The organism is Pseudomonas sp. 67(2021), from assembly GCF_017491835.1.
GTDB lineage: Bacteria > Pseudomonadota > Gammaproteobacteria > Pseudomonadales > Pseudomonadaceae > Aquipseudomonas > Aquipseudomonas atacamensis.
Genome location: NZ_JAFGYL010000011.1, coordinates 1 through 24,150, shown reverse-complemented (window position 1 = coordinate 24,150; position 24,150 = coordinate 1). Strand labels below are relative to the sequence as shown.

Annotated in this window: 20 protein-coding genes; 3 read left to right on the top strand and 17 right to left on the bottom strand. The window is 61.5% G+C overall.

The window, feature by feature from the left end:
• Positions 1-265: 265 nt before the first annotated feature.
• From J5M66_RS15080 to J5M66_RS15055, 6 genes are all read right to left on the bottom strand, one after another.
• Positions 266-901 carry an NADH:ubiquinone oxidoreductase subunit N gene (locus tag J5M66_RS15080; RefSeq protein ID WP_207808070.1) on the bottom strand — a complete coding sequence of 212 codons (636 nt, stop codon included), beginning with the start codon at positions 899-901 and terminating at the stop codon, positions 266-268.
• 93 nt (positions 902-994) lie between these two features.
• On the bottom strand, positions 995-2,437 hold the full coding sequence (locus J5M66_RS15075) for a TolC family protein (protein ID WP_123444123.1): 1,443 nt from the start codon (positions 2,435-2,437) through the stop codon (positions 995-997).
• A complete protein-coding gene (locus J5M66_RS15070) occupies positions 2,434-3,321 on the bottom strand; it encodes an HlyD family secretion protein (protein ID WP_016772263.1) in 888 nt (295 codons plus the stop codon). The genes J5M66_RS15075 and J5M66_RS15070 overlap by 4 nt, the downstream gene beginning before the upstream one ends.
• Entirely contained in the window at positions 3,318-3,527 is a 210-nt protein-coding gene (locus J5M66_RS15065) for a DUF1656 domain-containing protein (RefSeq protein ID WP_016772264.1), read from the bottom strand. The genes J5M66_RS15070 and J5M66_RS15065 overlap by 4 nt, the downstream gene beginning before the upstream one ends.
• Complete coding sequence (locus J5M66_RS15060; RefSeq protein ID WP_206421277.1) at positions 3,524-5,587, bottom strand: FUSC family protein; 2,064 nt, start codon at positions 5,585-5,587, stop codon at positions 3,524-3,526. Before J5M66_RS15060 ends, J5M66_RS15065 begins: the two co-directional genes overlap by 4 nt.
• On the bottom strand, positions 5,584-6,012 hold the full coding sequence (locus J5M66_RS15055; protein WP_016772266.1) for a MarR family transcriptional regulator: 429 nt from the start codon (positions 6,010-6,012) through the stop codon (positions 5,584-5,586). Before J5M66_RS15055 ends, J5M66_RS15060 begins: the two co-directional genes overlap by 4 nt.
• A 195-nt stretch (positions 6,013-6,207) precedes the next feature.
• Between J5M66_RS15055 and J5M66_RS15050 the strand changes: the two genes are divergently transcribed.
• Entirely contained in the window at positions 6,208-6,486 is a 279-nt protein-coding gene (locus tag J5M66_RS15050) for an antitoxin of toxin-antitoxin stability system (protein WP_110602291.1), read from the top strand.
• Positions 6,483-6,764 (top strand): type II toxin-antitoxin system RelE/ParE family toxin, encoded by a 282-nt coding sequence (locus J5M66_RS15045; protein ID WP_207808071.1) that lies wholly within the window; start codon positions 6,483-6,485, stop codon positions 6,762-6,764. Before J5M66_RS15050 ends, J5M66_RS15045 begins: the two co-directional genes overlap by 4 nt.
• Here the strand turns inward: J5M66_RS15045 and J5M66_RS15040 are convergent.
• The 11 genes from J5M66_RS15040 to J5M66_RS14990 form a co-directional block, all read right to left on the bottom strand.
• Positions 6,752-7,006 (bottom strand): DUF2789 domain-containing protein, encoded by a 255-nt coding sequence (locus tag J5M66_RS15040; protein ID WP_207808072.1) that lies wholly within the window; start codon positions 7,004-7,006, stop codon positions 6,752-6,754. The genes J5M66_RS15045 and J5M66_RS15040 overlap by 13 nt on opposite strands.
• 78 nt (positions 7,007-7,084) lie before the next feature.
• Positions 7,085-8,653: an efflux transporter outer membrane subunit gene (locus tag J5M66_RS15035; protein ID WP_207808073.1), complete on the bottom strand. Its 1,569-nt coding sequence runs from the start codon at positions 8,651-8,653 to the stop codon at positions 7,085-7,087.
• A complete protein-coding gene (locus J5M66_RS15030) occupies positions 8,650-9,717 on the bottom strand; it encodes an HlyD family secretion protein (protein WP_123444126.1) in 1,068 nt (355 codons plus the stop codon). Before J5M66_RS15030 ends, J5M66_RS15035 begins: the two co-directional genes overlap by 4 nt.
• A 27-nt stretch (positions 9,718-9,744) precedes the next feature.
• Entirely contained in the window at positions 9,745-11,283 is a 1,539-nt protein-coding gene (locus J5M66_RS15025) for an MFS transporter (RefSeq protein ID WP_207808074.1), read from the bottom strand.
• Positions 11,284-11,508: 225 nt separating this feature from the next.
• Positions 11,509-12,426 carry a LysR family transcriptional regulator gene (locus J5M66_RS15020; protein WP_207808075.1) on the bottom strand — a complete coding sequence of 306 codons (918 nt, stop codon included), beginning with the start codon at positions 12,424-12,426 and terminating at the stop codon, positions 11,509-11,511.
• Positions 12,427-12,600: 174 nt separating this feature from the next.
• On the bottom strand, positions 12,601-13,467 hold the full coding sequence (locus J5M66_RS15015; protein WP_130887559.1) for an ABC transporter permease: 867 nt from the start codon (positions 13,465-13,467) through the stop codon (positions 12,601-12,603).
• Between the two features lie 20 nt (positions 13,468-13,487).
• Positions 13,488-14,348, bottom strand: coding sequence for an ABC transporter ATP-binding protein (locus J5M66_RS15010; protein WP_207808076.1), 861 nt, complete (start codon positions 14,346-14,348; stop codon positions 13,488-13,490).
• A gap of 17 nt (positions 14,349-14,365) precedes the next feature.
• Entirely contained in the window at positions 14,366-15,262 is an 897-nt protein-coding gene (locus tag J5M66_RS15005) for a TauD/TfdA family dioxygenase (protein WP_207808077.1), read from the bottom strand.
• Positions 15,263-15,595: 333 nt separating this feature from the next.
• A complete protein-coding gene (locus J5M66_RS15000) occupies positions 15,596-16,963 on the bottom strand; it encodes an HlyD family type I secretion periplasmic adaptor subunit (RefSeq protein WP_024011116.1) in 1,368 nt (455 codons plus the stop codon).
• Positions 16,953-19,109 carry a type I secretion system permease/ATPase gene (locus J5M66_RS14995; RefSeq protein ID WP_016772277.1) on the bottom strand — a complete coding sequence of 719 codons (2,157 nt, stop codon included), beginning with the start codon at positions 19,107-19,109 and terminating at the stop codon, positions 16,953-16,955. Before J5M66_RS14995 ends, J5M66_RS15000 begins: the two co-directional genes overlap by 11 nt.
• A 33-nt stretch (positions 19,110-19,142) precedes the next feature.
• On the bottom strand, positions 19,143-20,495 hold the full coding sequence (locus tag J5M66_RS14990) for a TolC family outer membrane protein (RefSeq protein ID WP_071174002.1): 1,353 nt from the start codon (positions 20,493-20,495) through the stop codon (positions 19,143-19,145).
• Positions 20,496-20,855: 360 nt separating this feature from the next.
• On the opposite strand from J5M66_RS14990, the gene J5M66_RS14985 reads away from it, so the two are divergent.
• On the top strand, positions 20,856-24,150 hold a 3,295-nt coding region (locus J5M66_RS14985), incomplete at its 3' end, for a retention module-containing protein (RefSeq protein ID WP_207817491.1).

The following is a 24,150-nucleotide window of genomic DNA, read 5'->3' as shown; positions in this document are numbered from 1 at the left end:
TGTGGATGAAGTCGTCTTCCTTGAACCCGGGATCGGGTCACGGCTCGACTGTGCGCAATTAAGCGGTGGAGATTAGCACCGGGCGCGGAAGACGGCCCAATGTTTAAAGGTTAAAGAGTGTCTATGGGGGGAATGGACAGTCGGCAGGAGCGAAGAGTTTCGGTGTTTTTGCGGGCTCTTCGCGAGCAGGCTCGCTCCCACCAGGACAGTGCCGTACCTGTGGGAGCGAGCCTGCTCGCGAAGAGGTCGGTGGATTCACAGCAAATCAGGAATACTGAACCTCGATTTCATCCAGCTGATGATCAAAGCTCTTCAGCCGCGCGGTCCAGGTATACACCAGCACTTCAAAGTCGCGATCGATCACCGCTCCGCCGGTGGTATCCGCCCGCACATCGCAGAAATCCAGCTGATAGCGTTCGCGGGCCATGGCCGTGGCGACGTCGGACAGCTTGCGGGCGTTGTTCAGCCAGTGCCAGCCGTCATCGGCGATCTGCTTGTCGAGTTCCAGGCATTGCTTTTTCAGGGCTTCGAGGCTTTTTTCCAGCGGCGTGCCGGTGAGCTCGCCCATGACTTCGGCGAAGGTTCGCCCGGGCTGCCAGTAGCTGCCCCAGAAGTAGCGGTCGAACACGGTTTCGACCCGGCGCAGGGCAACTTTGGTGTCCCAGATCAGCACGAGCATCTTGCCCCGTTCGAGCTGGCGCTTCTTGACCCGTTGCAGCTGAATCGAGGTCCACGCGACGACGACGATCGCCATCACCGCGATCAGTGCAACGGCGCTGTCGAGGAAGATCATCGCCGTATCGATCTGGTGGGCCAGCATGATCCCGTAGAAATACGTGGCCGAGAGCAGCACCAGTGCCACCAGAGCGCACCAGAAGCCGAGAGCGTAAGGGTTTTTCATTATTGGTTTCCCCTGGGCCAGCACGAGCAATGTGCATTGCAGGAGCGCTTGGCATGGGGCGCCCCTCCAACACTTCAAAGCATAGCAACGGCCTCAGGGTTTGCTGGCGCTCGAGGTGTTCGTTCGTCCACTTTCCCAGCCACCGCCCAGGGCGAGGAACAAATCGATCTGGCTCATCGCGACCTGGGTGTTGGCGGCGGCAAGTTGCGCGGTGACATCGGTGTAGGTGCGGGTTGCTTGCAGGTCGGCAAGGAACGACTCGCGGCCGGCCTGGAAGAAGCGGTGCGTCTGCTCGGCGGCGAGCTTCGCCGACTGTTCGGCTTCGGCCAGCGCATCGCGGCGTTGCAGCAGCGCGCTGTACTGGGCCAGACCGGTCTGGGTCTCGCGGATGGCGTTGAGCACCACGCCGTCGAAATGCGCCAGCGCGCCTTGAGTGTTGGCCTCGGCTTCACGAATGCGCGCACGGGCGCCGTTGGTCGGTACTTTCCAGCTCAGCGACGGGCCAAAGCCCCAGCGGTTGGTCGACGGGTCGCCAAGGTCATCAATGATGCCGACGGTGCCGATGGTCGCGCCGATGCTGATGTCCGGGTACAGCTCGCCAGTGGCGATACCGATGCCGGCGGTTGCCGCTGCGAGACGCCGCTCGGCCTGACGAATATCCGGGCGGCGCTTGAGCAGCGCAGCGCCGTCACCGACCGGCACCAGTTGCGCGATCTTCGGCAACTCGGCGCAACTGGCGGTACCTGCCGGCAACTGTTCGACCGGTTTGGCCAGCAGCATCGACAGACGGAACAGCCCGGCCTGACGCGCTGCTTCATAGCGCGGCAAGTCGGCGCGCAGGGATTTGAATTGGGTCTGCGAACGGGTGACCTGAGTCTCGTCACCACGCCCGGCATCGCGCAGGCGCTGGATCAGCGTGGTGCTCTGCGATTGCAGATCGAGAGAATGCTCGGCGATTTCCCGCTCTTCGTTGGCTGCGCAGACCTGGGTGTAAGCACGAACCACGTCCGCCACCAAGGTGATACGCGCAGTGTCGGCGGCGGCCTGAGTTGCATCGGCATTGGCTTTGGCCGCTTCGATGCCGCGCTGCAAGGTGCCCCACAGGTCGAACTGGTACGAAGCGCTGATGCCGATATCGGCGATGTTGGCCACCGGGACTTTCTCCGGCAGCAGGAACGCCTGACCGGATTCCTGCAAACGTTGCGCGCCCATTTTTACCCCGCCGCTCCAGCCACCAGCGGCCTCGGCTTCATCCACCTGAGCACGTGCCCGCGACAGGTTCGCCGCCGCCACGCGCAGGTCGGTATTGGAAGCCATGGCCTGCTGCACCAGTTGATCAAGGCGCGGGTCTTTATACAGCCGCCACCAGTCGGTCGGCACCGGCGCCGAGATTACCGGTTTGTCGGCGACAGCCAGCTCACCCTGAATATCCTTGCGCTGCACCGCCGCGTCAGTGGGCACCTGATAATCCGGGCCGACCATCTGACAGGCCGAGAGCATCACGCCCAACCCGGCGATCAACCAGGCCCTGCTCATGGCTGCGGCTCCTCATGCTGGTCGTCGATGATCGACACGGTGGCGGTACGCCCGGCGATCATGCGGAAGTCGGCCGGCACCTCATCAAAAGCGATGCGCACCGGAATCCGCTGCGCCAGGCGTACCCAACTGAACGCCGGGTTGACGTTGGGCAGCAGGTTGCTGCCGCTGGTGCGGTCGCGGTCTTCGATGCCGGCGACGATACTTTCGACATGTCCGCGCAACCGCGCGCGGTCGCCGATCACGCGGATATCCACCGATTGCCCGACGTGGATGCCGTCGAGTTTGGTTTCTTCAAAATAGCCGTCGATGTGGAAGGAGTTGCTGTCGACCACCGACAACACCGGGCGCCCGGCGGTGACGAATTCCTGCGGACGCGGCGCGCGGTCGTTGACGTAACCGTCGACCGGGCTGCGGATCACCGAGCGATCGAGGTTGAGCTGCGCACTGTCGACCGCCACCAAGGCTTCGGCCAATGCCGACTGTGCACGGGCGACGCGCGACTGGCTTTCTTCCAGCTGTTCGGCCGGCACCAGATTGCCGAGACCGCGGTTACGCTTGGCTTCACGCTGGGCCTGGGCAAGGGTTTCTTCGCGATCGGCAACGGCGGCCTTGGCCTGGCGCAGGGCCAGTTTGAAGCGATCCTGGTCGATGCTGAACAGCACCTGGCCACGCTTGATCAACTGGTTGTCCTTTACCTCGACCTGCTGGATCAGCCCGGAAACGTCAGGGGCGATCTGGATGATGTCGGCGCGAATGTGGCCGTCTCGCGTCCACGGCGCGAACATGTAATACATCACCATGCGCCAGACGAGGACAACGGCAAAAGTCACGATCAGCAGGGTCAGAACCACGCGACCGATGGTCAGAAACGGTTTTTTCATGTCATCAGGTATCGACTGAGTGAGTCCACGCCGTACAGCAGCACGGCGTAGAGCGCCACGTTGAACAATGCCCGGTGCCAGACCAGACGGTAAAAGTGCAGGCGTTGCAGCACGCCATGCACCAACAAAAACAGCACGTAAGTAATGCCCATCAGCACCAGCAGGGTCGGCAGGAAAATGCCGCTGATATCCAGATCACCGATCATAGGGGCGCTCCATCGGGCAGCGGTTCTTCGGGCTCGGCGCTGGAGACGAACTCGACGCCGGGCAGCAAGGCCAGACGCAGACCGCTCAAGGCGTGCAGCAGGTGTCGACGGGTTTCATCGTCGCCCTGGCCGTTCAGCGCACGTCGGGTGCGATCAAGGGTCATCAGCAGACCGCTCGGTGCCGGCAGGCGTTCGTCGGCTTTGAGGCACGCGCGAAAATACTCACCGACCTCGCCCACCACTTGTCGCAACAGGGCGTTTGGCACGCCGGTGACGCGCGGGGTGTAGGCAAGCAGATCGAGCATATTCAGACCGACACGCACTTCACGCATGGCAATACCGGTGTCCTGACCGGTCAGGGCCAGACGCGGCAGGTGCTGCATCAGCCGATCGAGCAGCTGCACGCCCAAATGCCGATGCTCGGCGAGGCTGGCTGGCTCGGTCATGCTGACAATGTCTTTCCAGCTGAATCGGGTCAGACGCTTGGCCGCGAGTTCGGCACCGAATGGCCGCGCCACCAGCGTCCAGATAAAAGCGAACAACAGCCCCAGCGGTCCAGCCAGATTGGAGTTGGCGAAGGCGAAAAAGTCAGCGTCGTAGGCGCCCTGAATACTGATGAACGACGAGGTATTGACCAGCGTCAGCAGCATGCCGAGGTAGAATCGCGGCTGCACGGTCAGCGTGCCGACGCAAATGAACGGCACGGCAAACGCCAGCACCAGCATCGGGAAGTCGTGCAGGTTGGGCAGAATCAGAAACAGATAAAGGCTGGCGAACAGCACCGACATCCCGGTCCAGAAAAAGAACCGGTAAATCTGCGGCGCCGGGTCGTCCATCGAGGCAAAGAAGCTGCACGCCACCGCTGCCAGGATCACCGCGCTGCCGCCGTCCGGCCAGCCGAGCAGGATCCACAGCACCGAAGCAACGATGATCGCCAGAATGGTCGAGGTCACCGAGTAGAGCATCAGCCCACGATCGATGAACGGCGTCAACCGGCCCAGGCGCCAGTGCCGATAGACCGCGCGCCAGCTGTCCTGGCGCTCGCACAGAATCGCATCCTGCAGGCTGCGGCAGTCCTGCCACAGATCGATGAATTCACCGAGGCGGTAGATCGCATTGGAGAACAGCAACTGCTTGCGCTCCTCCAGCGCTTCGGCGCTCGGTTGCAACGCTTCAAGTTGATCTCTGAGTGCTTGCCAGCGCTCGAGATTGGCGTCCGCGTGGCCCAGCCATTCCCGGGTCGCGGTCAGCAACGGCTGGAATTTTTCTACCAGTTCCGGGGTGCGGCGTTCGAGGGCGTAAAGCGAATCCTCAAGGGCATCGATCACCGGCAACAGGTGAATCATGCGCCCGCGCAGCTCCTTGGTGTTACGCACGGTTTGTGGCCGCGCGCCTTCGTGGGGCAACTGGCCGATCATCAACTCGAGGCTGTTGAAATTGGCGACCATGGCCATGCGCAGCGCGGTGACTTCCTCCGGCTGCACATCGCGGCTGAGAAACTTCAGGCTGTAGCTCGTCGCATCGGCGAACCACTTGCTCACGGCATCGTTGAACACCGGCGCCAGCCGACGCGGCCAGAACATCGCACCGACCACCGCAGCGACGGCGATGCCAAGGAAAATCTCTTCGGTACGAGCCTCGGCCACGTCCCACACCGCCAGCGGATTATCGACCACCGGCAGGGCAATCAGCGGCAAGGTGTAACCGGCCAGCATCAGCGCATAGCTGTTGGCGGTGCGCAGATGCAGGGACATGAACAGCAGAATGCCGGTCCACAACGCGATCACCACCACCAGCACGTACGGGCTCTGCACGAACATCGGCACGAACAGCACCGCCGCCGCTGCGCCGAGAAATGTACCGGCCGCGCGGTACAGCGCTTTGGAGCTGGTCGGGCCGAGAAACGGGCTGGAGACGATATACACCGTGGCCATCGCCCAATACGGACGCGGCATTTGCATGAGCAAGGCGATGTACAGCGCAATCATCGACGCTGCAAAAGTACGGACCCCGTAAAACCAGTCACGGGCCGGCGGCATGCCAGTGAAAAAACCGTTCAAGAATTGACCACCACAGGCGAACTCGCCGCCTCAAAAGCCCTCAGTACCCGAAGCGTAGCTTCCAGATCGCTGCGCTCGATGCCTTCCAGCACCTCATGACGCAAGCGCACCAGCTCGGCCTCCACCGCTTGCACCAGCTCGCGACCGGTATCGGTCAGGCTCAGGCACTTGGCCCGGCGATCCTGCGCATCTTCGGTGCGACAGACGTAACCGGCATGGCACAGCTGATCGAGCAAGCGCACCAGCGAAGGACTCTCCATCCCCGCAGCCTGGGCGACTTGCACCTGACGCACGCCCTCGCCCAAGCGACCGATCATCAACAAGGGCACGGCGCAGGCTTCGGAAATTCCGTAGTTGACCAGCGTGGTCTGGCAGATCTTCCGCCAATGCCGGGCGGCCACCACCATGGCGCTGCTGATGTTCATCTGGAGACTGTCGAGGGAATCGGACACGGGATAACGGACACTGTTAGTTTGCTAACTATCAATATCGCATTGGCGGGGAATTTCAGTCAAGTTTTGAAACAAATCTCTCCGTTAGTCGCCCTATCTGACTCAAAGCTTTCTCCATCGATACTGACAAGGTATATACGTTGTCATCACCAAATTCAGGAGCCTGATATGTCAAAACAAGCCGTTTTCACGATGAAACTGGAGCCGGAACTGCGGGAGGAGTTCATGGCGGAAGCCGAAGCGGCACACCGGCCTGCGTCTCAAATCATGCGAGACATGATGCGTCAGTATGTTCAAACCCAGCGAGAGACCCGCGAATATGAAGCGTTCCTGCAACGCAAGGTTGAAATCGCTCGGGAATCCGTACGTGCAGGAGACGGATTGAACAACGAAGACGTAGAAGCAGCGTTCGCGGCAAAGCGCAGGCAGGCAGAAGATCACCTATGAAAATCATATGGACGCCAGTTGCCGCACAGGATCGTGCAGACATTTGGGACTACCTGCAGGCCGCCAACCCAAGAGCGCCCATCGAAATGGATCTGCGCTTCAGCGAAGCGGTTCATCGCCTTTCCGACAATCCGTTGATTGGCCGTGCCGGCATTATTGCCGGTACGCGTGAGGTGATTCCGCATCCCAGTTACCGTCTTGTCTATCAAACGGAGAGAGATGCCGTCTGGATCATGGCGCTGGTGCATACGGCACGGACTTGGCCTCAGCCGAAGTAATCAGCCCGCCCCTTACGCAACATCACATTCAACTGATCCACCACTTCCGCCCAATCCGCATCGTCGAGAATCTCCTCGCGCAGAAACTGCGCCTGACCTGTTGTCCAGAAAAACGCGTCAGCCAGATGCAATTCCGGCTTGAGCGGCGAATGGCTGGCGATGAATTGGTCGATGCCGGTCGGATCGTCATCAAGGCCGAGTTGTTTGAACAGGGCCGGTAGACTGTGCTGCGGATTTTCCATGATGCAACTCCTCTGCAATTCAGGTCCGGCGTTAGGCCGTTCGCTGCAATGGAGTTGATCATAGCTGTCGCGGCGGGTTCAGGGTCTGGCGACGTCAGGTGAGCCTGCGGCCAGTTGCGCTGCCGGATAGACCGACTGCCATCCGCCGCCCAGCGCCTTGTACAAACCGACCATCGCCAGGGAAACGCCGGTCGAGCTTTCCACCCATTGTTCCTGCGTGGCGAGCAAGGCGCTTTGCACGGTGAGGACGTTGACGAAATCGACCACGCCTTCGACGTATTGCTGTTGCGCGGTGCGCAAGGCGATCTGGTTCTGGCGCACGGCTTCGGCGAGGCTGTCGCGACGGCGCTGGCTGGCGTTGTAGGCCGTCAGTTGATCATCGATTTCATGCCAGGCACGCAGCACGGTTTGCTGGTAGGCGATCGCCGCTTCCTGCTGTTGGGCTTCACGCAATTGCAGCATGCCGCGCAGGCGTCCGCCGTCGAACAACGGCAGGCTGAATTGCGGGCCAATGGCAAAGGCACGCGAGCCCCATGAACCGAAATCGCTCAGTTGCATGGCCTGTGAACCGAGGTTGCCGGACAGGGTGATGCGCGGATAGAAATCACCCTTGGCCACACCGATGTTGGCGGTGGCGGCGTGCAGACGCGCTTCGGCCTGGCGGATATCCGGGCGGCGTTCGGCCAATTGCGACGGCAGGCCGATGGCGACTTGCAGTGGCGACTGCGGCACTGCCGCGTCTGTGGATAACGCTTGAGCGAGGGCCTGCGGCGGTTCGCCCATCAGCAGACTGATCGCGTTGATCAGTTGCGCCTGACGCTGCTCGAGCGCCGGCAGCCGTGCCTCGATGGCGGCGACTTGCGCGGCGGCTTCGGCGACGTCCAGGTCGGTCGCCACACCATCGGCCAGCCGCAGCTGCGAGAGTTTCAGGCTGTGGCGGGCGACGTCGAGGTTCTGCTCGGTGACGGCGCGGGTGCTCTGCACCCCGCGCAGCTGAATGTAGTTTTGCGCGGTGTCGGCAAGCACCGTCAGCAGCACACCGCGACGATCATTTTCCGCCACTTCGAGATTGGCATCAGCGGCTTCGGTTTCACGGCGCACGCGGCCCCAGACATCCAGCTCCCATGAGGCGGAGAAACCGGCATCCCACAGGTTGAAGGCCTCGTCGCCGTTATTTCCCGATGGATCGTTCAAGCCTTTGCCACTGTTGCGTTTGCGCCCGTAGCTGCCGCTGGCGGTGCTGTTCGGATAACGCTCGGCGGTGATCACTTGGCGCGCGGCGCGGCTTTGTTGCAGGCGGCTGCTGGCCAGTTGCAGGTCGAGGTTGCTGGTCAGCGCGCGTTGGGTGAGCGCGGAAAGTTGCGGGTCGTGGAAGGTTTCCCACCAGCGTTCGTTCAGGGGTTCGCTAACGGCCTGGCTTGGGGCGGACCGGGCGGGTTTGGCCCAGTCGGCAGGCTGAGGGGCTTCGGGTTTCTGGAAGTCTGGGCCGACAGTGCAGGCGGTGAGACTCATCGTGAGCAAGGCACTGAAGGTTAGCTGCTGCCACTGGCTTTTTTGCGAGCAGGCTCGCTCCCACATTCTGGAATGCGTTGTCCCTGCGGGAGCGAGCCTGCTCGCGAAGGCGACAGCCGATTCAACACCGATCATCGCTGCGTCACCTCGCGCCCGGACGCCTTTGAGCTGGCGGTATCAATACTCGCCTCGACCGACATCCCCACCCGCAACCGCTCGGCCAGTGGCTGGCCCGGTTCCAGCACGATCTTCACCGGAATCCGCTGCACAACCTTGGTGAAGTTGCCCGTCGCGTTGTCAGGTTTCACCGCCGCAAAGGTCACGCCCGTTGCCGGCGCAATGCTCTCGACGCGGCCAGTCAGGGCTTCACCGCCCAAGCTGTCGACCCGCACTTGCACATCCTGCCCGGGCTGCACGTCGGTCAACTGGGTTTCCTGAAAATTGGCCACCACATAGGCCTGCTGCAACGGCACCACCGCCAACAGCTTGCTGCCCGGGGTGACGTAGGCGCCGACGCGCACCGCACGCTCGCCGATCATGCCGTCCTGCGGCGCGGTGATGCGCGTGTAAGAGAGGTTGAAACTGGCAATCTCCAGCGCCGCCTGCGCGTGTTTCAGATTGCCTTCGGCGGCGTTGCGCTTGGCGGTGAGAATTTCGACCTGCTTGCGTTCGGCCGCCAGCTTCGCGGTCGCGGTGTCGAGGCGCGCCGAGGCCTGATCGATGCGCGTGCGCGCCTGCTGCGCGTTCTGCACGGTGCCAGCGCCGACACCGGCGAGATGGTTGTAGCGGTTCAGTTCCTGCTGCGCAAAAGCCATTTCCGCTTTGGCCGAGACCACGGTGGCCTGCGCCTGAGCGATCAGCGAAGCCTGCCGCTCCAGGGTTGCGTTGGCGTTCTGCAACTGCGCCCGCGCGACCAGGGTTTGCGCATCCGCCGCCTCCGCCGCTGCGCGCAAATCACGGTCATCGATCAACGCCAGCAACTGCCCGGCCTTGACCTGTTGGTTGTCTTCGACCAGCACCTGCTTGATGAACCCGGCCACGCGCGGCACCACCAGCGTGTAGTCGGCGGAGACGAAGGCGTCGTTGGTGGTTTGCTCGGTGCGTTGGCCGAACAGCCCGGGCATTGCCAGATACACCAGCACGCCCACCGCCAGCGCGGCAGCCACGGCCACCACGAGTTTTTGCTTGGATTGAGTCATAAAAAACCTTCAGTTTCAGTACAGCGATCAGGTCGGCGCGCGCGGCGGATAAATCCGCGTCGGCAGCCAGAAAATCAGCAGAATCAATGCCACGGCAACGCCGGCCATGCACAGGTACAAATCGGACGAAGTCAGCACCACCGCCTGCTCATGCACGCGGTGAGCGAGACCCGGATCGCTGTGATCGGCCAGCGGCGAATTGCCGAGGCTGTCGACCAACATGGTCGAATGGAAATGCAGGCGCGCGGTGGTCAGCGCTTCGATGACGCCGGTGGCAACCACGGCAGCCAGGCCTTTGACGGTGTTGAACCACGCCGACGCGAAAGGCCCTTCCATCGGCGTGATACTGCCGGTCGACAACATCAGCAGCGGCAACACCGCCATCGGCTGGCCGAAAATCTGCAGCCATTGCAGGACGTAGAAATCGTCGCGAATCCACGCCGAAGTCAGGTGCGAACCGCCCAGGCAGGACAGCGCGAGCATGCCCAGCCCAATGCCGAGCACCCAGCGGCAATCGACCCAGCGCAAGTTGCATAGCGCCGCCACCAATGGCAGCGCGATCAACTGCGGCAGCGCGGCAATGAGCATGATCGGCGCGGTTTGCGCCGGACGATAACCCTGCACCTGGGCCAGATAACTCGACGGAATCAGCACCACCGCCAGCAGCACGATCAGCACCCCGGCGAGGGTGATCAACGCAAACAACAGGTTGCGGATGCCGAGCATCTGCAGCTTGAAAAACGGAATCGGCTGCGACCACTCATTGATCAGAAACGCCACCAGCAGCAGCGAACCGGCACCAAGCAATCCACAGATCAGATTCGACTCGAACCAGTCCAGTCGATTGCCCTGCAACAGACCGATCACCAGCATGCAGATCGCCGGAAAGCCCAACAGCAGGCCCTTCCAGTTGAACGCCCTGAGACGTTCCAGCCGCAGCGGATCCTGGGGCAATCCGTAAGCCACTGCGGCCATCGCGATCAGGCACGGCACGATGATCTGCCAGAAGGTCCATTGCCAGCCGACGTATTCAGTCCACAGACCGGCCAGCGGCGTGCCGAGTCCCGGGCCGAAAGTCGCGGTCAGTGCGTAGCCGGCCAGTCCGTACAGTTTGATGTTCGCTGGGAGAAAGCGCAGTGCGACGGTCATCAGCATCGGCGGCAATGCACCGCCGGCGAGGCCTTGGAGGATGCGCATCAGCAGCAGACTTTCGTAGTTCGGGGCGAACGGGCACAGCACCCCGAGCAGGGTAAACAGACCGATGGCGCACAGCGTGAAGCGGCGCAGCGAGAAGGTCACCGAGCACCACGGCGCGAAGGCCATGGCCGCGACCGACGTGGCCGTGTAGCTGGCGACCAGCCAGGTGCCTTCGTCGTAGCCGATGTGCAGCGCGCCGCGAATATCGGCGAGTGCGACTTTGGTGACCATCTCGTTGAGGCCAGAGACCAGCACGGCCAACAGCACGCCGACCAGACCAATGATGATCCGCGCCCCGAACACCGCAGGCGCAGCCGCCGTCGCCGGGCTGGTCGCGGCGAGAGGCGCCGAGACCGTCAGGGATGTCATGAATGAAAAGCTCCGGGGGTGAAAATACCGGAGCATTTTAGTGGGGCTTACTGCTGACGAAAATTGACTTATTGGCAGGTTATAAGTGCATCAGACACAACGGTGAATGCCTATGTGGGAGCGAGCTTGCTCGCGAAAGCGGTGGACCAGTCGCCATTGAGGTGACTGATCCACCGCTTTCGCGAGCAGGCTCGCTCCCACAGGGATTCGATGGTGCCTGATGATTTACGGCTGTGCCGCCAGCCACGTTTCATCGCAGCAGGTCTTGAGGGTTTCACGCAGCCAGCGGTGGGCCGGGTCCTTGTCGAAGCGCGGGTGCCAGGCCTGGGTCAGCATCAGCATGGGCAGCGGAATCGGCAGGTCGAATGAACGCAGTTTCAGGCCCAGCCGCCGCACGCTGAGCAGTGCTTCTTTGGGCACCGGCAAAATCAGGTCGGAGTCGGGCAAGGCAAACATCGCCGCATGGAAACTCGGCGCGATCACCGCCACCCGGCGCTCCAGCCCCAACGCATTCAACGCCGTGTCGATCGGGCCGCGAGCGATGCCACGCCGCGACATGCTGATATGGGAAAAACCGGCGTAGCGCTCAGCGGTGATTTCGCCGTCGAGCAGCGGATGGTTCTCGCGCACCAGGCCGACGAAATGCGTGGAGAACAGGTTCTGTACCTTTACCTCCGGCGTGAGCGGCCGGGTGTTGCTCACGCTCAGATCGATGCGCCCTTCGCGTAGCGCTTCATCGTCGCCATCGCCTTCCGGGACGAAGCGCAATTCGCAATGCGGGGCGAGCTGGTCGAGGGTGTCGAACAGCTTGCCGCCATAAACGCCGACGAAGAAATCATTGGCGCGGATGCTGAAACGTCGACGCAAGGTGCCCAGTTCGACGCTATCGGCGGAGCGAAACAGCAGCGCCGCCTGCTCGACCACGTCGCGCACCTGTTCGCGCAGTTCGAGGGCTTTGGGGGTCGGCACCAGACCACGCCCGGCGCGCACCAGGATCGGATCGCCGATGGCTTCGCGAATCCGCGTCAGCGTGCGGCTCATGGCCGCCGGGCTGAGGTTCATCCGCCGCGCCGCGCCGACCACACTGCCCTCCTCGAGCAAGGCATCGAGGGCGACCAGAAGGTTCATGTCCGGGAGTTGCATGCTGAGCACTCTTGGCTGATCTGGATTGATCCGGGCGCAATGCTAACAAACATCCCTCAAGAGTGACGATGCCAGCGCTGGCCTCTTCGCGAGCAGGCTCGCTCCCACCTTGGAATGCGTGCTCATGTGGGAGCGAGCCTGCTCGCGAAGAGGCCGGCCCAGCCAACGAAGGGCTCAGCGCTGCATACCCCAGCGCTTGACGGTCACTCGCTCTAGGGTGGCAAACACCAGATTCTCCACCAGCAAACCAATCAGGATCACCACCGCCAACCCGGCAAACACCTTGTCGGTGTACAGCTCATTACGATTCTGAAAGATGTACCAGCCCAGCCCGCCCTTGCCACTGGTCGCGCCAAACACCAATTCGGCTGCGATCAAGGTGCGCCAGGCAAACGCCCAGCCAATCTTCAAACCGGCGAGAATCGACGGCAGTGCCGCCGGGATCAGTATGAACAACACAAGGCGCAACCCCTTGAGACCATAATTGCGCCCGGCCATACGCAGCGTTTCGGAGACGCCGAGAAATCCGGCATAGGTGTTCAGCGCCAGCGCCCACAGCACCGAATGCACCAGCACGAAAATCAGACTGTTCTGCCCCAATCCGAACCAGAGCAGCGCCAGCGGCAACAGGGCGATCGCCGGCAACGGGTTGAACATCGAAGTCATCGTACTGAGCAGATCACGTCCCAACTGGGTCGAAACCGCCAATGTCGTCAGAGCGAACGCGAGGACAATGCCGATCAGGTAACCCTTGATCAGCACCACCAGGGATATCCACACCTTGGCCAGCAACTCGCCACTGAGCAGACCGTCGAACAGGGCCTGCGCGGTTTGCAAAAAACTCGGCAGCATCAGGTCGTTGTTCTGAATCCGCGCGACTACCTCCCAGATGATCGCCAATACGATCAGGATCAGGCTTTTGCGCAGCCAGCCCTGTTGCCAAAGGCGCGTCGCAAGCGGCAATTCGCGCTCGACCGGCACTGCGGTCAGCGGCTCGAGCACGGTTTCGAATTCTTCACGCACGGATGATGAATGGCTCATCGGGTAGTCCTCCTGACCGCTCAATAAGCGATGCGAATATCGTTGAAGTCGTGATCACGTTCGGTCTCCGGCGCTTGGCCCTCATCGAACAGCAGACGATGAATGCGCCGCGCCGACTCCTGAAACGCCACGCCGCCGAGGCTGTGCAGGTCGTATTGATGGCTGTGCACTTCGGCGCGCACCCGCCCTGGATGTGGCGACAACAAGAGGATGCGATTGCCGACCACCAAGGCTTCTTCGATCGAATGAGTGACGAACAGCAGGGTGAAGCGCACCTCTTCCCAGAGCAGCAGCAATTCCTCCTGCATCTTGCGGCGGGTCAACGCATCGAGTGCAGCGAAGGGTTCGTCCATCAAAAGAATTTTCGGCTGCATGGCCAAGGCCCGGGCGATCGCTACCCGCGCTTTCATGCCGCCGGACAAGGTGTGTGGATAGGCGTCGGCGAATGCTGCGAGGCCGACCTTTTCCAGATAATGCAACGCACGCTCTTCGGCTTCTTTCTTGTTCAAGGTGCGCGAGGCGAGCAACGGGAACATCACGTTCTGCTTGACGGTTTTCCACGGCGGCAGCTGATCGAATTCCTGAAACACCACAATGCGATCCGGCCCCGGCGCATCGACGCGCTGGCCTTGCAGGCGGATCTCGCCTTCGCAAGGCTGGATGAATCCGGCGACAGCCTTGAGCAAGGTCGATTTCCCGCAACCGGACGGGCCAAGCAGGACGAACCGGTCAGCCGGGTCGACGGCGAAACTGACTTGATGGGTAGCGCGCACCACCCGCTGCGGCGTGCGGTATTCAAGGCTGACGTGATCGACGGCCAGCAACGCTTCGCTGCGGGCGATCAGGCTGCTGGCCGCGTGGCCTGGCAAAGGGGCGTTCATGATCGATCTCCGGCAAATCAGAAAGGCGCGTCGCCCTGGATAGTCGTGCGATACAGCTTGCGGCGCAGATGCGCGGGGCAGCCGGCGGCGAGGTGGATCAGCGAGCGGTTGTCCCAGAACACCAGGTCATGCGGTTCCCACTGATGGCGGTAGATGTTTTGCGGCAGCACGCTGTGGGCGAAGAGTTCGCCGAGCAACTGACGACTTTCGTCTTTCGGCAGACCGACGATGCGCGTGGTGAAGCCTTCGCTGACGAACAAGGCCTTGCGGCCGTTTTCCGGATGAGTGCGCACCACCGGGTGCACCACTTCGGCGACCTGAGCCAGCTGTTCCGGGGTCAGGGTCGGGCGCCAGTTACCCTCGAACTTGGTTTCGCTGTAGCGCGCGGTATAGGAATGCGCAGCGGAACGTCCTTCGACCGCAGTGCGCAACGCAGCGGGCAAGTCGTCCCAGGCTTTGTGCATGTCGGCGAACAGCGTGTCGCCACCCTCGGCGGGCAGCTCCTGGGCGTGCAGCATCGAGCCGAGACTCGGCAGCTCTTTATAGGAGAGATCGGAATGCCAGAATTTGCCGGCGTCACCGAGACCGATGTTCTGGCCGTTCTCGATGATGTTGGAAACGATGAGGATTTCCGGGTGATTGGCCAAGAGGAATTGCTTGAGCACGTGGATCTGCAACACGCCGAAACGGCGGCTGAAATCGATTTGCTGTTGCGGGGTGATCTGCTGATCGCGGAACACCACGACGTGGTGATCCAGGTGCGCGCGATGAAGGCGCGCGAAGTCCTGATCATTGACCGGCCGGCGCAGGTCGAGGCCAACGATCTCGGCGCCGACGGCACCGCTGAAGGGACGAATTTCGAAGATTTGCGGCGCGGCAGTTGCGGCGCTTTCGGTGGCAGTAGCGGCGGACATCAATCATCTCCCACGCACGGCGCGCTCACGGACGCGCTCGTCGATCAGACACTCACGCTGGATTGCGTGTCGGTTCAGGTCGTGCGGCGCGCCGATTGGTCGGCAGGTACGCAGGTGGGTGACTTTATAGCTATAAGAATTGGAAATTAAATACCGTTAATGAATAACGATATGGCGAATGGTGAGGGCGTGGGTGACCATTTGTGTCACTTACCGACGGATATGTAGCGCTTCGGAGGACGCCTTCGCGAGCAGGCTCGCTCCCACAGTTGGAATGCAATCTCCTGTGGGAGCGAGCCTGCTCGAGAATAGGCCGTCACCAGCGCCGAAAATCTAGCGCTCGTGCAACGCCTCAGCCCGCGCGCGGATAATCGGCTTGAGCAAATAGCTCAACACCGACTTCTTGCCGGTGATGATATCCACCGAAGCGACCATCCCCGGGATGATCAGCAGTGGCTTTTCATCCGTGCCCAAGTGGCTGCGCTCGGTGCGCACCTTGATCACGTAGTAGGTGGTTTTCTTGTCTTCGTCGGTGATGGTATCCGCACCGATCTGCTCTAGCTGCGCCTTGAGCCCGCCGTAAATGGTGTAGTCATAGGCGGTGAATTTGACGATTGCTTCCTGACCCGGATGCAGGAACGCGATGTCCTGCGGGCGGATCTTGGCTTCGACCAGCAGGGTGTCGTCCAGCGGCACGATTTCAACCATGTCGCTGCCCGGCTGGATCACGCCGCCGATGGTGTTGACCAGCAACTTGTTGACGATACCCCGCACAGGTGAGGTAACCAGCGTACGGCTGACGCGGTCTTCCAGCGCCTTGCCGGTGGCCTGGGCCTTGTTCAGATCGGTGCGCGCTTCGTTGAGCTGGGTCAGCGCTTCGCTGCGGAATTTGCCGCGGGTTTCGTCGATCTTGCGCTGCACTTCCTTGATCGCCGATTCCGCGCGCGGAATGGCCAGCGTGGTCGCATCGAGCTGGCCACGGGTTTCCACTTCGGCACGCTTGAGGCGCAACACTTCCACCGGCGAGACCGCGCCCTGCGCCACCAGCGGCTCGGACATGTTGATTTCCTGACGCTGCAAGCCGAGTTGCTGACGGTACTGCGCCTGCTTGGAGCTGAACTCACGCAGCTCTTGCTGGCGCTGGATCAACTGCTCCTGCAAGCCGCCGATTTCATCGTGCAACTGCTGACGGCGGCTGATGTACAGCGACTCTTCGCTTTTCGCCTGGCCCGGCACGGCTTTGAGCACGTCCTCGGGGAAATTCAGCGGACGATCATCGACTTCCGCGCTCAGGCGCTCGACCCGCAGCAGCATCGACAGGCGATCAGCCTCGGTTTCGCCGACATTGGAGGCAAAACGCGTGTCGTCGAGACGAATCAGCGGCGCGCCGGCCTCGACGATCTGGCCTTCCTTGACGAACAGCTCGGAGACGATACCGCCCTCCAGGTTCTGGATTTTCTGGATCTTCGACGACGGAATCGCCTTGCCGTCGCCCTTGGTTACTTCGTCGATCACGGCGAAGTTGGCCCAGAGCATGAGGAACACGAAGAAGCCGATGATCGCCCAGATGGTCAGGCGCACGACGCGCGGGGCGTCTTCGATCAGCGCCTTGTTGACCTCCGGCAGCGGCTGACCCTGCAGCGAGGCAGAGCCCTTGAAGTAGCGACGGATCGACTCCTTGACACCGGACTTAAGCAACACTGATCTGCCCCTTCTTCAACGCTTCCATCACGGCGGCTTTCGGGCCGTCGGCGAGAATTTGCCCGCGATCGATCACCAGCAGCCGATCGACCAGCGACAACAGCGATGCCCGGTGCGTGACCAGCACCACGGTCTTGTTTTCAATCACTGCTGCGAGGCGTTGCTTGAGGCGTTCTTCGCCGGTGTTGTCCATCGCACTGGTTGGCTCATCCATCAGCAGAATCGGCGGATTGAGCAACAGCGCCCGGGCCAGGGCGACGTTCTGCCGCTGACCGCCGGAGAGGTTTTGCCCACGCTCGCCGACTTGCAGCTCGTAGCCTTGCGGGTGCAGACGGGCGAATTCGTGGACGCCGGCCAGTTCGGCGGCTTGCAGCACCAGCTCGTCTTCGACGTAACGCGCGCCGGACACCAGGTTGTCACGCAGGGTGCCGGACAGCAGCTGAATGTCCTGCGGCACGTAACCGATGTTGTAACGCAGTTCGCTGACGTCGATCTGGCGGATGTCCACGCCGTCGACCAGCAAGGCACCGTCGTCCGGTTGGTACAGGCCCACCAGCAGTTTCGCCAGCGAACTCTTGCCCGAACCACTGCGGCCGATGATGCCGATCTTCTCGCCGGGACGGATCACCAGGTTGATGTTCTTCAGCGCCGGGTTCTGCTGGTCCGGATAGGTGAAGCTGAGCTGACGGCATTCGATCGCACCCTGCAGAACCTTGCGGCTCAGCGGGCGCTCCTCGAAGTTGCGCTCCTGCGGCAGCTCCATCATCTGGTCGACCGAGGTCATGGTCACCCGCGCCTGTTGATAGCGCGTGAGCAGGCCGGACAGCGACGCCAGCGGGCTCAGCGCGCGGCCACTGAGCATGTAGCAGGCAATCAGCCCGCCCATGCTCAGGTTGCCGGCGATGATCTGGTACACGCCGAAGACGATCATGATCACCCCGGCCAGTTGCTGGATCAGCAAGGTGATGTTCATTGCCAGACCGGAGAGCATTTTCACTCGCAGCTCGAGACGGCTGAGGGTGCCGATGGTCTGCTCCCACTGATACTGGCGCTCGCTTTCAGCGTTGTTGACCTTGACCGCATCCAGGCCGGCGAGGGTTTCGATCAGGCTCGACTGGCGCTCGGCGCCCAGCGCCATGGTGCGCTCCATGGTCGCGATCAGCGGCTTCTGCAAGGCGTAGCCGATCAACAGGGCAATCGGGAACGCCAGCACCGGAATCCACACCAGATGCCCGCCGAGAATGGCGATGACGATGAAAATCAGGATGGTGAACGGCAGGTCGATCAGACTGGTCAGGGTCAGCGAGGCGAGAAAGTCGCGCAGGCTCTGAAACTCGTGGATGTTCTGGGCAAAGCTGCCGACCCGCGCCGGGCGGTATTTCATCGCCATGCCGACAATGCGCTCGAACAGCGTGGCGGAGATGATCAGGTCGGTTTTCTTCCCGGCCAGATCCAGGCACAGGCTGCGCAGGCTCTTGAGGATCAAGTCGAAGATGTAAGCGCCGGTGATGCCCAGCGCCAGCACCCAAAGGGTTGCTTCGGCCTGGTTCGGTACCACGCGGTCGTAGACGTTCATCACGAACAGCGGCGCGGCCATGGCGATGATGTTGATCAGGAAACTGGCGGCGATCGCATCGGCGTACAGCCAGCGCGAACGCTTGAGGGTGTCGCGAAACCACGAGCGTGCGCGCGGGATCAGCGTGCCGTGGTTGACGTCGAATTTGTGCTGCGGCTGGGCGAAAAAGACTTTGCCGGTGTAATCGTCGGTCAGCAGTTCACGGCTGACCACCGACTCGCCGCCATCGCTTTCGCTGAGCAGTACGCGTGCTTCGTCGTCGCCCTGCCAGCCGAGCAGGACGGCACTGCGGCCATCCTTGAGCAGCAACAGCGCGGGCATGGCGATCGCCGGAATTTCTTCAAGCTTGCGCTGCAACACCCGCCCCTGCAGCCCGGCGCGAGCCGCTGCGCGCGGCAGCAACTCGACACTCAAACGTTGTTTGGGCAGCGGCAGGCCGGTGGTCAGCATCGCCGCGCTGGCAGGCTTCTGGTGCAGCATGCACAGGGCGAGCAGACCATCCAGCAACGGATCGTCATGCAACGCGCGTGGATCATGGCTGAGTTGAACTCGACTGACTTCTGATTCCACGCTCGACACTCTTTAACAGTTGAAAGGGATAACTCAGTTCATCCCAGGCAGCTGGACCTTGGGCTTCACGTCGTTCTGCACAACGGATGCCAACGGCGCGACCACTCCCTGGCTTTTGAGCAATTGGCCCATGGTCGCCTTGATTCGGTACTGAGTAAATAACTGAATGTTCTTGATTTCCGCCAGACGCCGCGAGGCGGTGAACAGCTCGTTTTCGCTGTCGAGCAAATCCAGCAGGGTGCGTTCGCCGAGGCTGAATTGACGCTGGTAGGCGGTACGCACCGAGGTGCTGCGATCGACGTACTGCTGAGCGATCGGCACCTGAGCGTTGGCGTTGTTCAGGGCGTTCCAGGCCAGGCCGAGCTCTTCGTTCAACTGACGCAGGGCGTTGTTGCGGATGTCCAGCGCCTGGTTGGCCAGGTACGACTTGGATTCCAGATCGGCCTTGTTGCTGCCACCGGAATACAGGTTGAAACGCATGCGCAGCATGGCCTGCCATTCGTTGTTGTGGCCGTTCTGGCCGTCGAGATCGTTGTCGGCGGTACGGCCCAGCTCAGCGTCGAAGCGCGGGTAGAAGGTCGATTTGGCAGTGGCGAACTGCTTCTCGGCAGCGGCGATGTCCGACTCGGCGGAGCGCAGGATCGGGCTGTTTTCCAACATCTGCGCGCGGGCTTCATTGAGGTTGGCGGGCATCATCGCCATGAACGGCGCCGGGCGCTCGAGCTGGTCGGGCATCTGGCCGACGGCGCTGAGGAAGTTGGTTTCCGCATCGGCGAGGTTGGTCTGCTCGGTGATCAGATTGTTGCGGGCCTGGGCCATACGCGCTTCGGCCTGATCAAGGTCGGCACCGCTGCCGACGCCGCGCTGGGTGCGCAGCTGGATCTGATCGTAGATGCGCTGGTGGCTCTTGAGGTTTTCCTCGGCCAGACGCACGAATTCGCGACGGGTCAGCACGTCCAGATAAACCTGGGCGACGGTCAGCGCAGTGCGTTCGGAAGTGCCCAGCAACGAGTAAGCACGGGAGCTGACGTTGGCTTGTTGACGCGCAACTTCATTGGACGTCGCGAAACCGTCAAAAACCATTTGCGAGAGACGTAAACTTGACTCGCTGCGGTTCAACGTCTCCCAGTGATTGCTTCCACCGTTCGCTCGAGTGGTCACACTGTCGGTGCCTTCACGGCCATAACCGCCGAGCAGATCGACCTTGGGCAGGTATCCCCCTTTCGCAGCCTTTAACTGATAATCCGCCGCCAATCGACTGTTGACCCCCGCCTGAATCTCCGGATGGACATCCAGCGCCTGTTGCATGGCTTCTGGTAAGGATTGTGCTTGTACGAATGAGGCGGCGAGAGCGAAGGGAGCGGCAAGGAGCAAAAGCGAACGCATGGTTGGAATTTTCCCGGAACTTCTTGTCTTGAATCACAGCAGAACGTGGTGCTGCGTCGGATGATGGCAACCCGAAAGACCGTATGTCGGAAAGTTCAAAACAGGAACTGGATGACAGGCTGAAGGACAGGTCGCCGCGGAAATATCAATGTGACATTAGTGGGGCGATTGTTTAGGATGGCACCCAGAAGGTCAATAGTTTGGCATAAAGTTAATCGCGATAATTTATAGCCAGATTATTGACGGAAATACAGCGTCAATAAGTTATCCATCTATAGAAAGTACGTCCAGACTGAAGTGGCGCCGACGCCCGTCAGGTCCATGGAAGTCAACTGAATGTGACACCCCGGAGAGTCTTCAATGAGCAGTGTTGTTGCCGTCGTCAAAAGCATTGTCGGTCAGGTTTTCGTGGTGTCCCCAGAGGGCGTGCGTCGCGTACTCGTTGAAGGCGATCGCCTGTATGTCGGCGACCAGATCGATACCGGTCTGTCCGGTGCGGTGTCGCTGGAACTGGCCGATGGCCGCATGCTCGATCTGGGTCGCGACACCCAGTGGAGCGCCAGTTCACCTGACTCCAGCACTGACCTGGCCGAAGCCACCGCGCAGGCTGCGCCTTCTGTAGAAGAACTGCAGCAAGCCATCGCCGCTGGTGTCGACCCGACCACCGCACTCGAATCCACCGCGGCCGGCCCGACCGCCGCAGGTACCGGTGGCGCCGCCGGTGGTGGTCACAGCTTTGTCATGCTCGACGCCACCGCTGGCCGCGTCGATCCGACCATTGGCTTCCCGACGGCGGGCATCAATTCTGCCGGGCAAGTCGCGCAGGACACCACCGGCGGCCTGACCACCGACACCACCACCAACGCGCTGCGTGACTCGACCCTGAGCCTCAGCGCCACGCCGACCATCACCGAAGCCGGCGGCGTGCTGGTGTACACCGCGACCCTGACCCAGGCGCCGCTGACCGACCTGACCATCACCCTGTCCAATGGCGCAGTGATCGTCATCCCGGCCGGCGCCACCACCGGCACCGTCAACGTGCCGCTGGCACCGAACGACACGGTCTACAACGACCCGACCCAGATCGACGTGACCGTCACCGGCACCAGCGGCGGCAACGGCATCACCGTGACCCCGCCGACTATCCCGGCGACCACGCAAGTCACCGACACCGTCGACACCACTACCGTCACGTTGACGGCTGGTTCGAGCGTGACCGAAGGCGGCCAGATTACCTACACCGCGACGCTGACTAACCCGGCGCAAACTCCGGTCACCGTCACGCTGTCGAATGGCTCGACCATTACCATTGGCGCTGGCCAGACTACCGGCACTGTTAACGTGCCGACCCCGACCAATGACGTTTACAACAACGGCAGCACTGTTACGACGACGATCACCGGGGCTACCGGCGGCAACTTTGAAAACCTGGTGCCGAATCCGACGCCAGCAGTAACTACGATCACCGACTCGGTCGATAACACTGGCCTGACCCTGACAGCGACCAACAACATTGTTGAAGGCGGTCAGATCACCTACACCGCGACGTTGACCAACCCGGCGCAAACCCCGGTGACCGTCACTCTGTCGAACGGCTCGACCATCACCATTGCGGCTGGCGAAACCGTTGGTACCGTCAACGTGCCGACTGCGGCCAACGACGTATACAACAATGGCAGCACCGTCAGCACCACGATCACTGGCGCAACTGGCGGCAATTTCGAAAACCTGGTGCCGAACACCACGCCAGCCGTTACCACCATCACCGATTCGGTCGACAACACCGGTTTGACTCTGACCGCGACCAATAACATCGTTGAAGGCGGTCAGATCACTTACACCGCGACCCTGACCAACCCGGCGCAGACGCCGGTAACTGTCACTCTTTCCAACGGTTCGACCATCACCATTGCTGCGGGCGAAACCGTCGGCACCGTGAACGTGCCGACTGCGGCCAATGACGTTTACAACAATGGCAGCACCGTCAGCACGACGATCACCGGGGCTACCGGCGGCAACTTCGAAAACCTGGTGCCAAACACCACGCCAGCCGTTACCACGATCACTGATTCGGTTGATAACACCGGTCTGACCCTGACTGCGACGAATAACATTGTTGAAGGCGGCCAGATCACTTACACCGCGACGTTGACCAACCCGGCACAAACCCCGGTAACCGTCACGCTGTCCAACGGCTCGACCATCACCATTGCCGCTGGCGAAACCGTCGGCACCGTCAACGTGCCGACTGCGGCCAACGACGTGTACAACAATGGCAGCACCGTTACGACCACGATCACCGGCGCTACCGGTGGCAATTTCGAAAATCTGGTGCCGAACCCGACGCCAGCCGTTACCACCATTACCGACTCGGTCGACAACACCGGCCTGACCCTGACTGCGACCAACAACATTGTTGAAGGCGGCCAGATCACCTACACCGCGACCTTGACCAACCCGGCACAAACCCCGGTAACTGTCACTCTGTCCAACGGTTCGACCATTACCATCGCGGCCGGCGAAACCGTCGGTACCGTCAACGTGCCAACAGCGGCCAATGACGTCTACAACAATGGCAGCACCGTCAGCACCACGATCACTGGCGCTACCGGTGGCAATTTCGAAAATCTGGTGCCAAGCAACACGCCTGCGGTCACCACCATCACCGATTCGGTCGATGACACTGGCCTGACGCTGACCGCGACCAACAACATTGTTGAAGGCGGTCAGATCACTTACACCGCAACGCTGACTAATCCAGCGCAGACGCCAGTTACCGTCACCCTGTCGAACGGTTCGACCATCACCATTGCTGCGGGCGAAACCGTCGGCACCGTCAACGTGCCGACTGCGGCCAATGACGTCTACAACAACGGCAGCACCGTTAGCACCACCATCACTGGCGCCACCGGTGGCAATTTCGAAAATCTGGTGCCAAACACCACACCAGCCGTGACCACGATCACTGATTCGGTCGACAACACCGGGCTGACCCTGACCGCTACCAACAACATCGTTGAAGGCGGTCAGATCACCTACACCGCGACGCTGACCAATCCGGCACAAACCCCGGTAACCGTCACTCTGTCGAACGGTTCGACCATCACCATCGCGGCCGGCGAAACCGTGGGCACCGTCAACGTGCCGACTGCGGCCAATGACGTCTACAACAATGGCAGCACCGTCAGCACCACGATCACTGGCGCTACCGGCGGCAACTTTGAAAACCTGGTGCCAAACACCACGCCAGCCGTTACCACGATCACTGATTCGGTTGATAACACCGGCCTGACGCTGACCGCGACCAACAACATTGTTGAAGGCGGTCAGATCACTTACACCGCAACGCTGACTAATCCAGCGCAGACGCCAGTTACCGTCACCCTGTCGAACGGCTCGACCATCACCATTGCTGCGGGCGAGACCGTTGGCACCGTGAACGTGCCGACTGCGGCCAATGACGTCTACAACAATGGCAGCACCGTCAGCACCACGATCACCGGGGCTACCGGTGGCAATTTCGAAAATCTGGTGCCAAACACCACGCCAGCCGTTACCACGATCACTGATTCGGTTGATAACACCGGCCTGACGCTGACCGCGACCAACAACATTGTTGAAGGCGGTCAGATCACTTACACCGCAACGCTGACTA

What these genes read in the sequence shown, in the direction of transcription:
- J5M66_RS15040 (WP_207808072.1), bottom strand. Translation starts at nt 7,006, where the DNA reads ATGGAAAATCCGCAGCACAGTCTACCGGCCCTGTTCAAACAACTCGGC.
- J5M66_RS15070 (WP_016772263.1), bottom strand. Translation starts at nt 3,321, where the DNA reads ATGAAAAAACCGTTTCTGACCATCGGTCGCGTGGTTCTGACCCTGCTG.
- J5M66_RS15075 (WP_123444123.1), bottom strand. Translation starts at nt 2,437, where the DNA reads ATGAGCAGGGCCTGGTTGATCGCCGGGTTGGGCGTGATGCTCTCGGCC.
- J5M66_RS15045 (WP_207808071.1), top strand. Translation starts at nt 6,483, where the DNA reads ATGAAAATCATATGGACGCCAGTTGCCGCACAGGATCGTGCAGACATT.
- J5M66_RS15025 (WP_207808074.1), bottom strand. Translation starts at nt 11,283, where the DNA reads ATGACATCCCTGACGGTCTCGGCGCCTCTCGCCGCGACCAGCCCGGCG.
- J5M66_RS15030 (WP_123444126.1), bottom strand. Translation starts at nt 9,717, where the DNA reads ATGACTCAATCCAAGCAAAAACTCGTGGTGGCCGTGGCTGCCGCGCTG.
- J5M66_RS15015 (WP_130887559.1), bottom strand. Translation starts at nt 13,467, where the DNA reads ATGAGCCATTCATCATCCGTGCGTGAAGAATTCGAAACCGTGCTCGAG.
- J5M66_RS15065 (WP_016772264.1), bottom strand. Translation starts at nt 3,527, where the DNA reads ATGATCGGTGATCTGGATATCAGCGGCATTTTCCTGCCGACCCTGCTG.
- J5M66_RS15035 (WP_207808073.1), bottom strand. Translation starts at nt 8,653, where the DNA reads ATGATCGGTGTTGAATCGGCTGTCGCCTTCGCGAGCAGGCTCGCTCCC.
- J5M66_RS15020 (WP_207808075.1), bottom strand. Translation starts at nt 12,426, where the DNA reads ATGCAACTCCCGGACATGAACCTTCTGGTCGCCCTCGATGCCTTGCTC.
- J5M66_RS15055 (WP_016772266.1), bottom strand. Translation starts at nt 6,012, where the DNA reads ATGAACATCAGCAGCGCCATGGTGGTGGCCGCCCGGCATTGGCGGAAG.
- J5M66_RS14990 (WP_071174002.1), bottom strand. Translation starts at nt 20,495, where the DNA reads ATGCGTTCGCTTTTGCTCCTTGCCGCTCCCTTCGCTCTCGCCGCCTCA.
- J5M66_RS15050 (WP_110602291.1), top strand. Translation starts at nt 6,208, where the DNA reads ATGTCAAAACAAGCCGTTTTCACGATGAAACTGGAGCCGGAACTGCGG.
- J5M66_RS15010 (WP_207808076.1), bottom strand. Translation starts at nt 14,348, where the DNA reads ATGAACGCCCCTTTGCCAGGCCACGCGGCCAGCAGCCTGATCGCCCGC.
- J5M66_RS15080 (WP_207808070.1), bottom strand. Translation starts at nt 901, where the DNA reads ATGAAAAACCCTTACGCTCTCGGCTTCTGGTGCGCTCTGGTGGCACTG.
- J5M66_RS15005 (WP_207808077.1), bottom strand. Translation starts at nt 15,262, where the DNA reads ATGTCCGCCGCTACTGCCACCGAAAGCGCCGCAACTGCCGCGCCGCAA.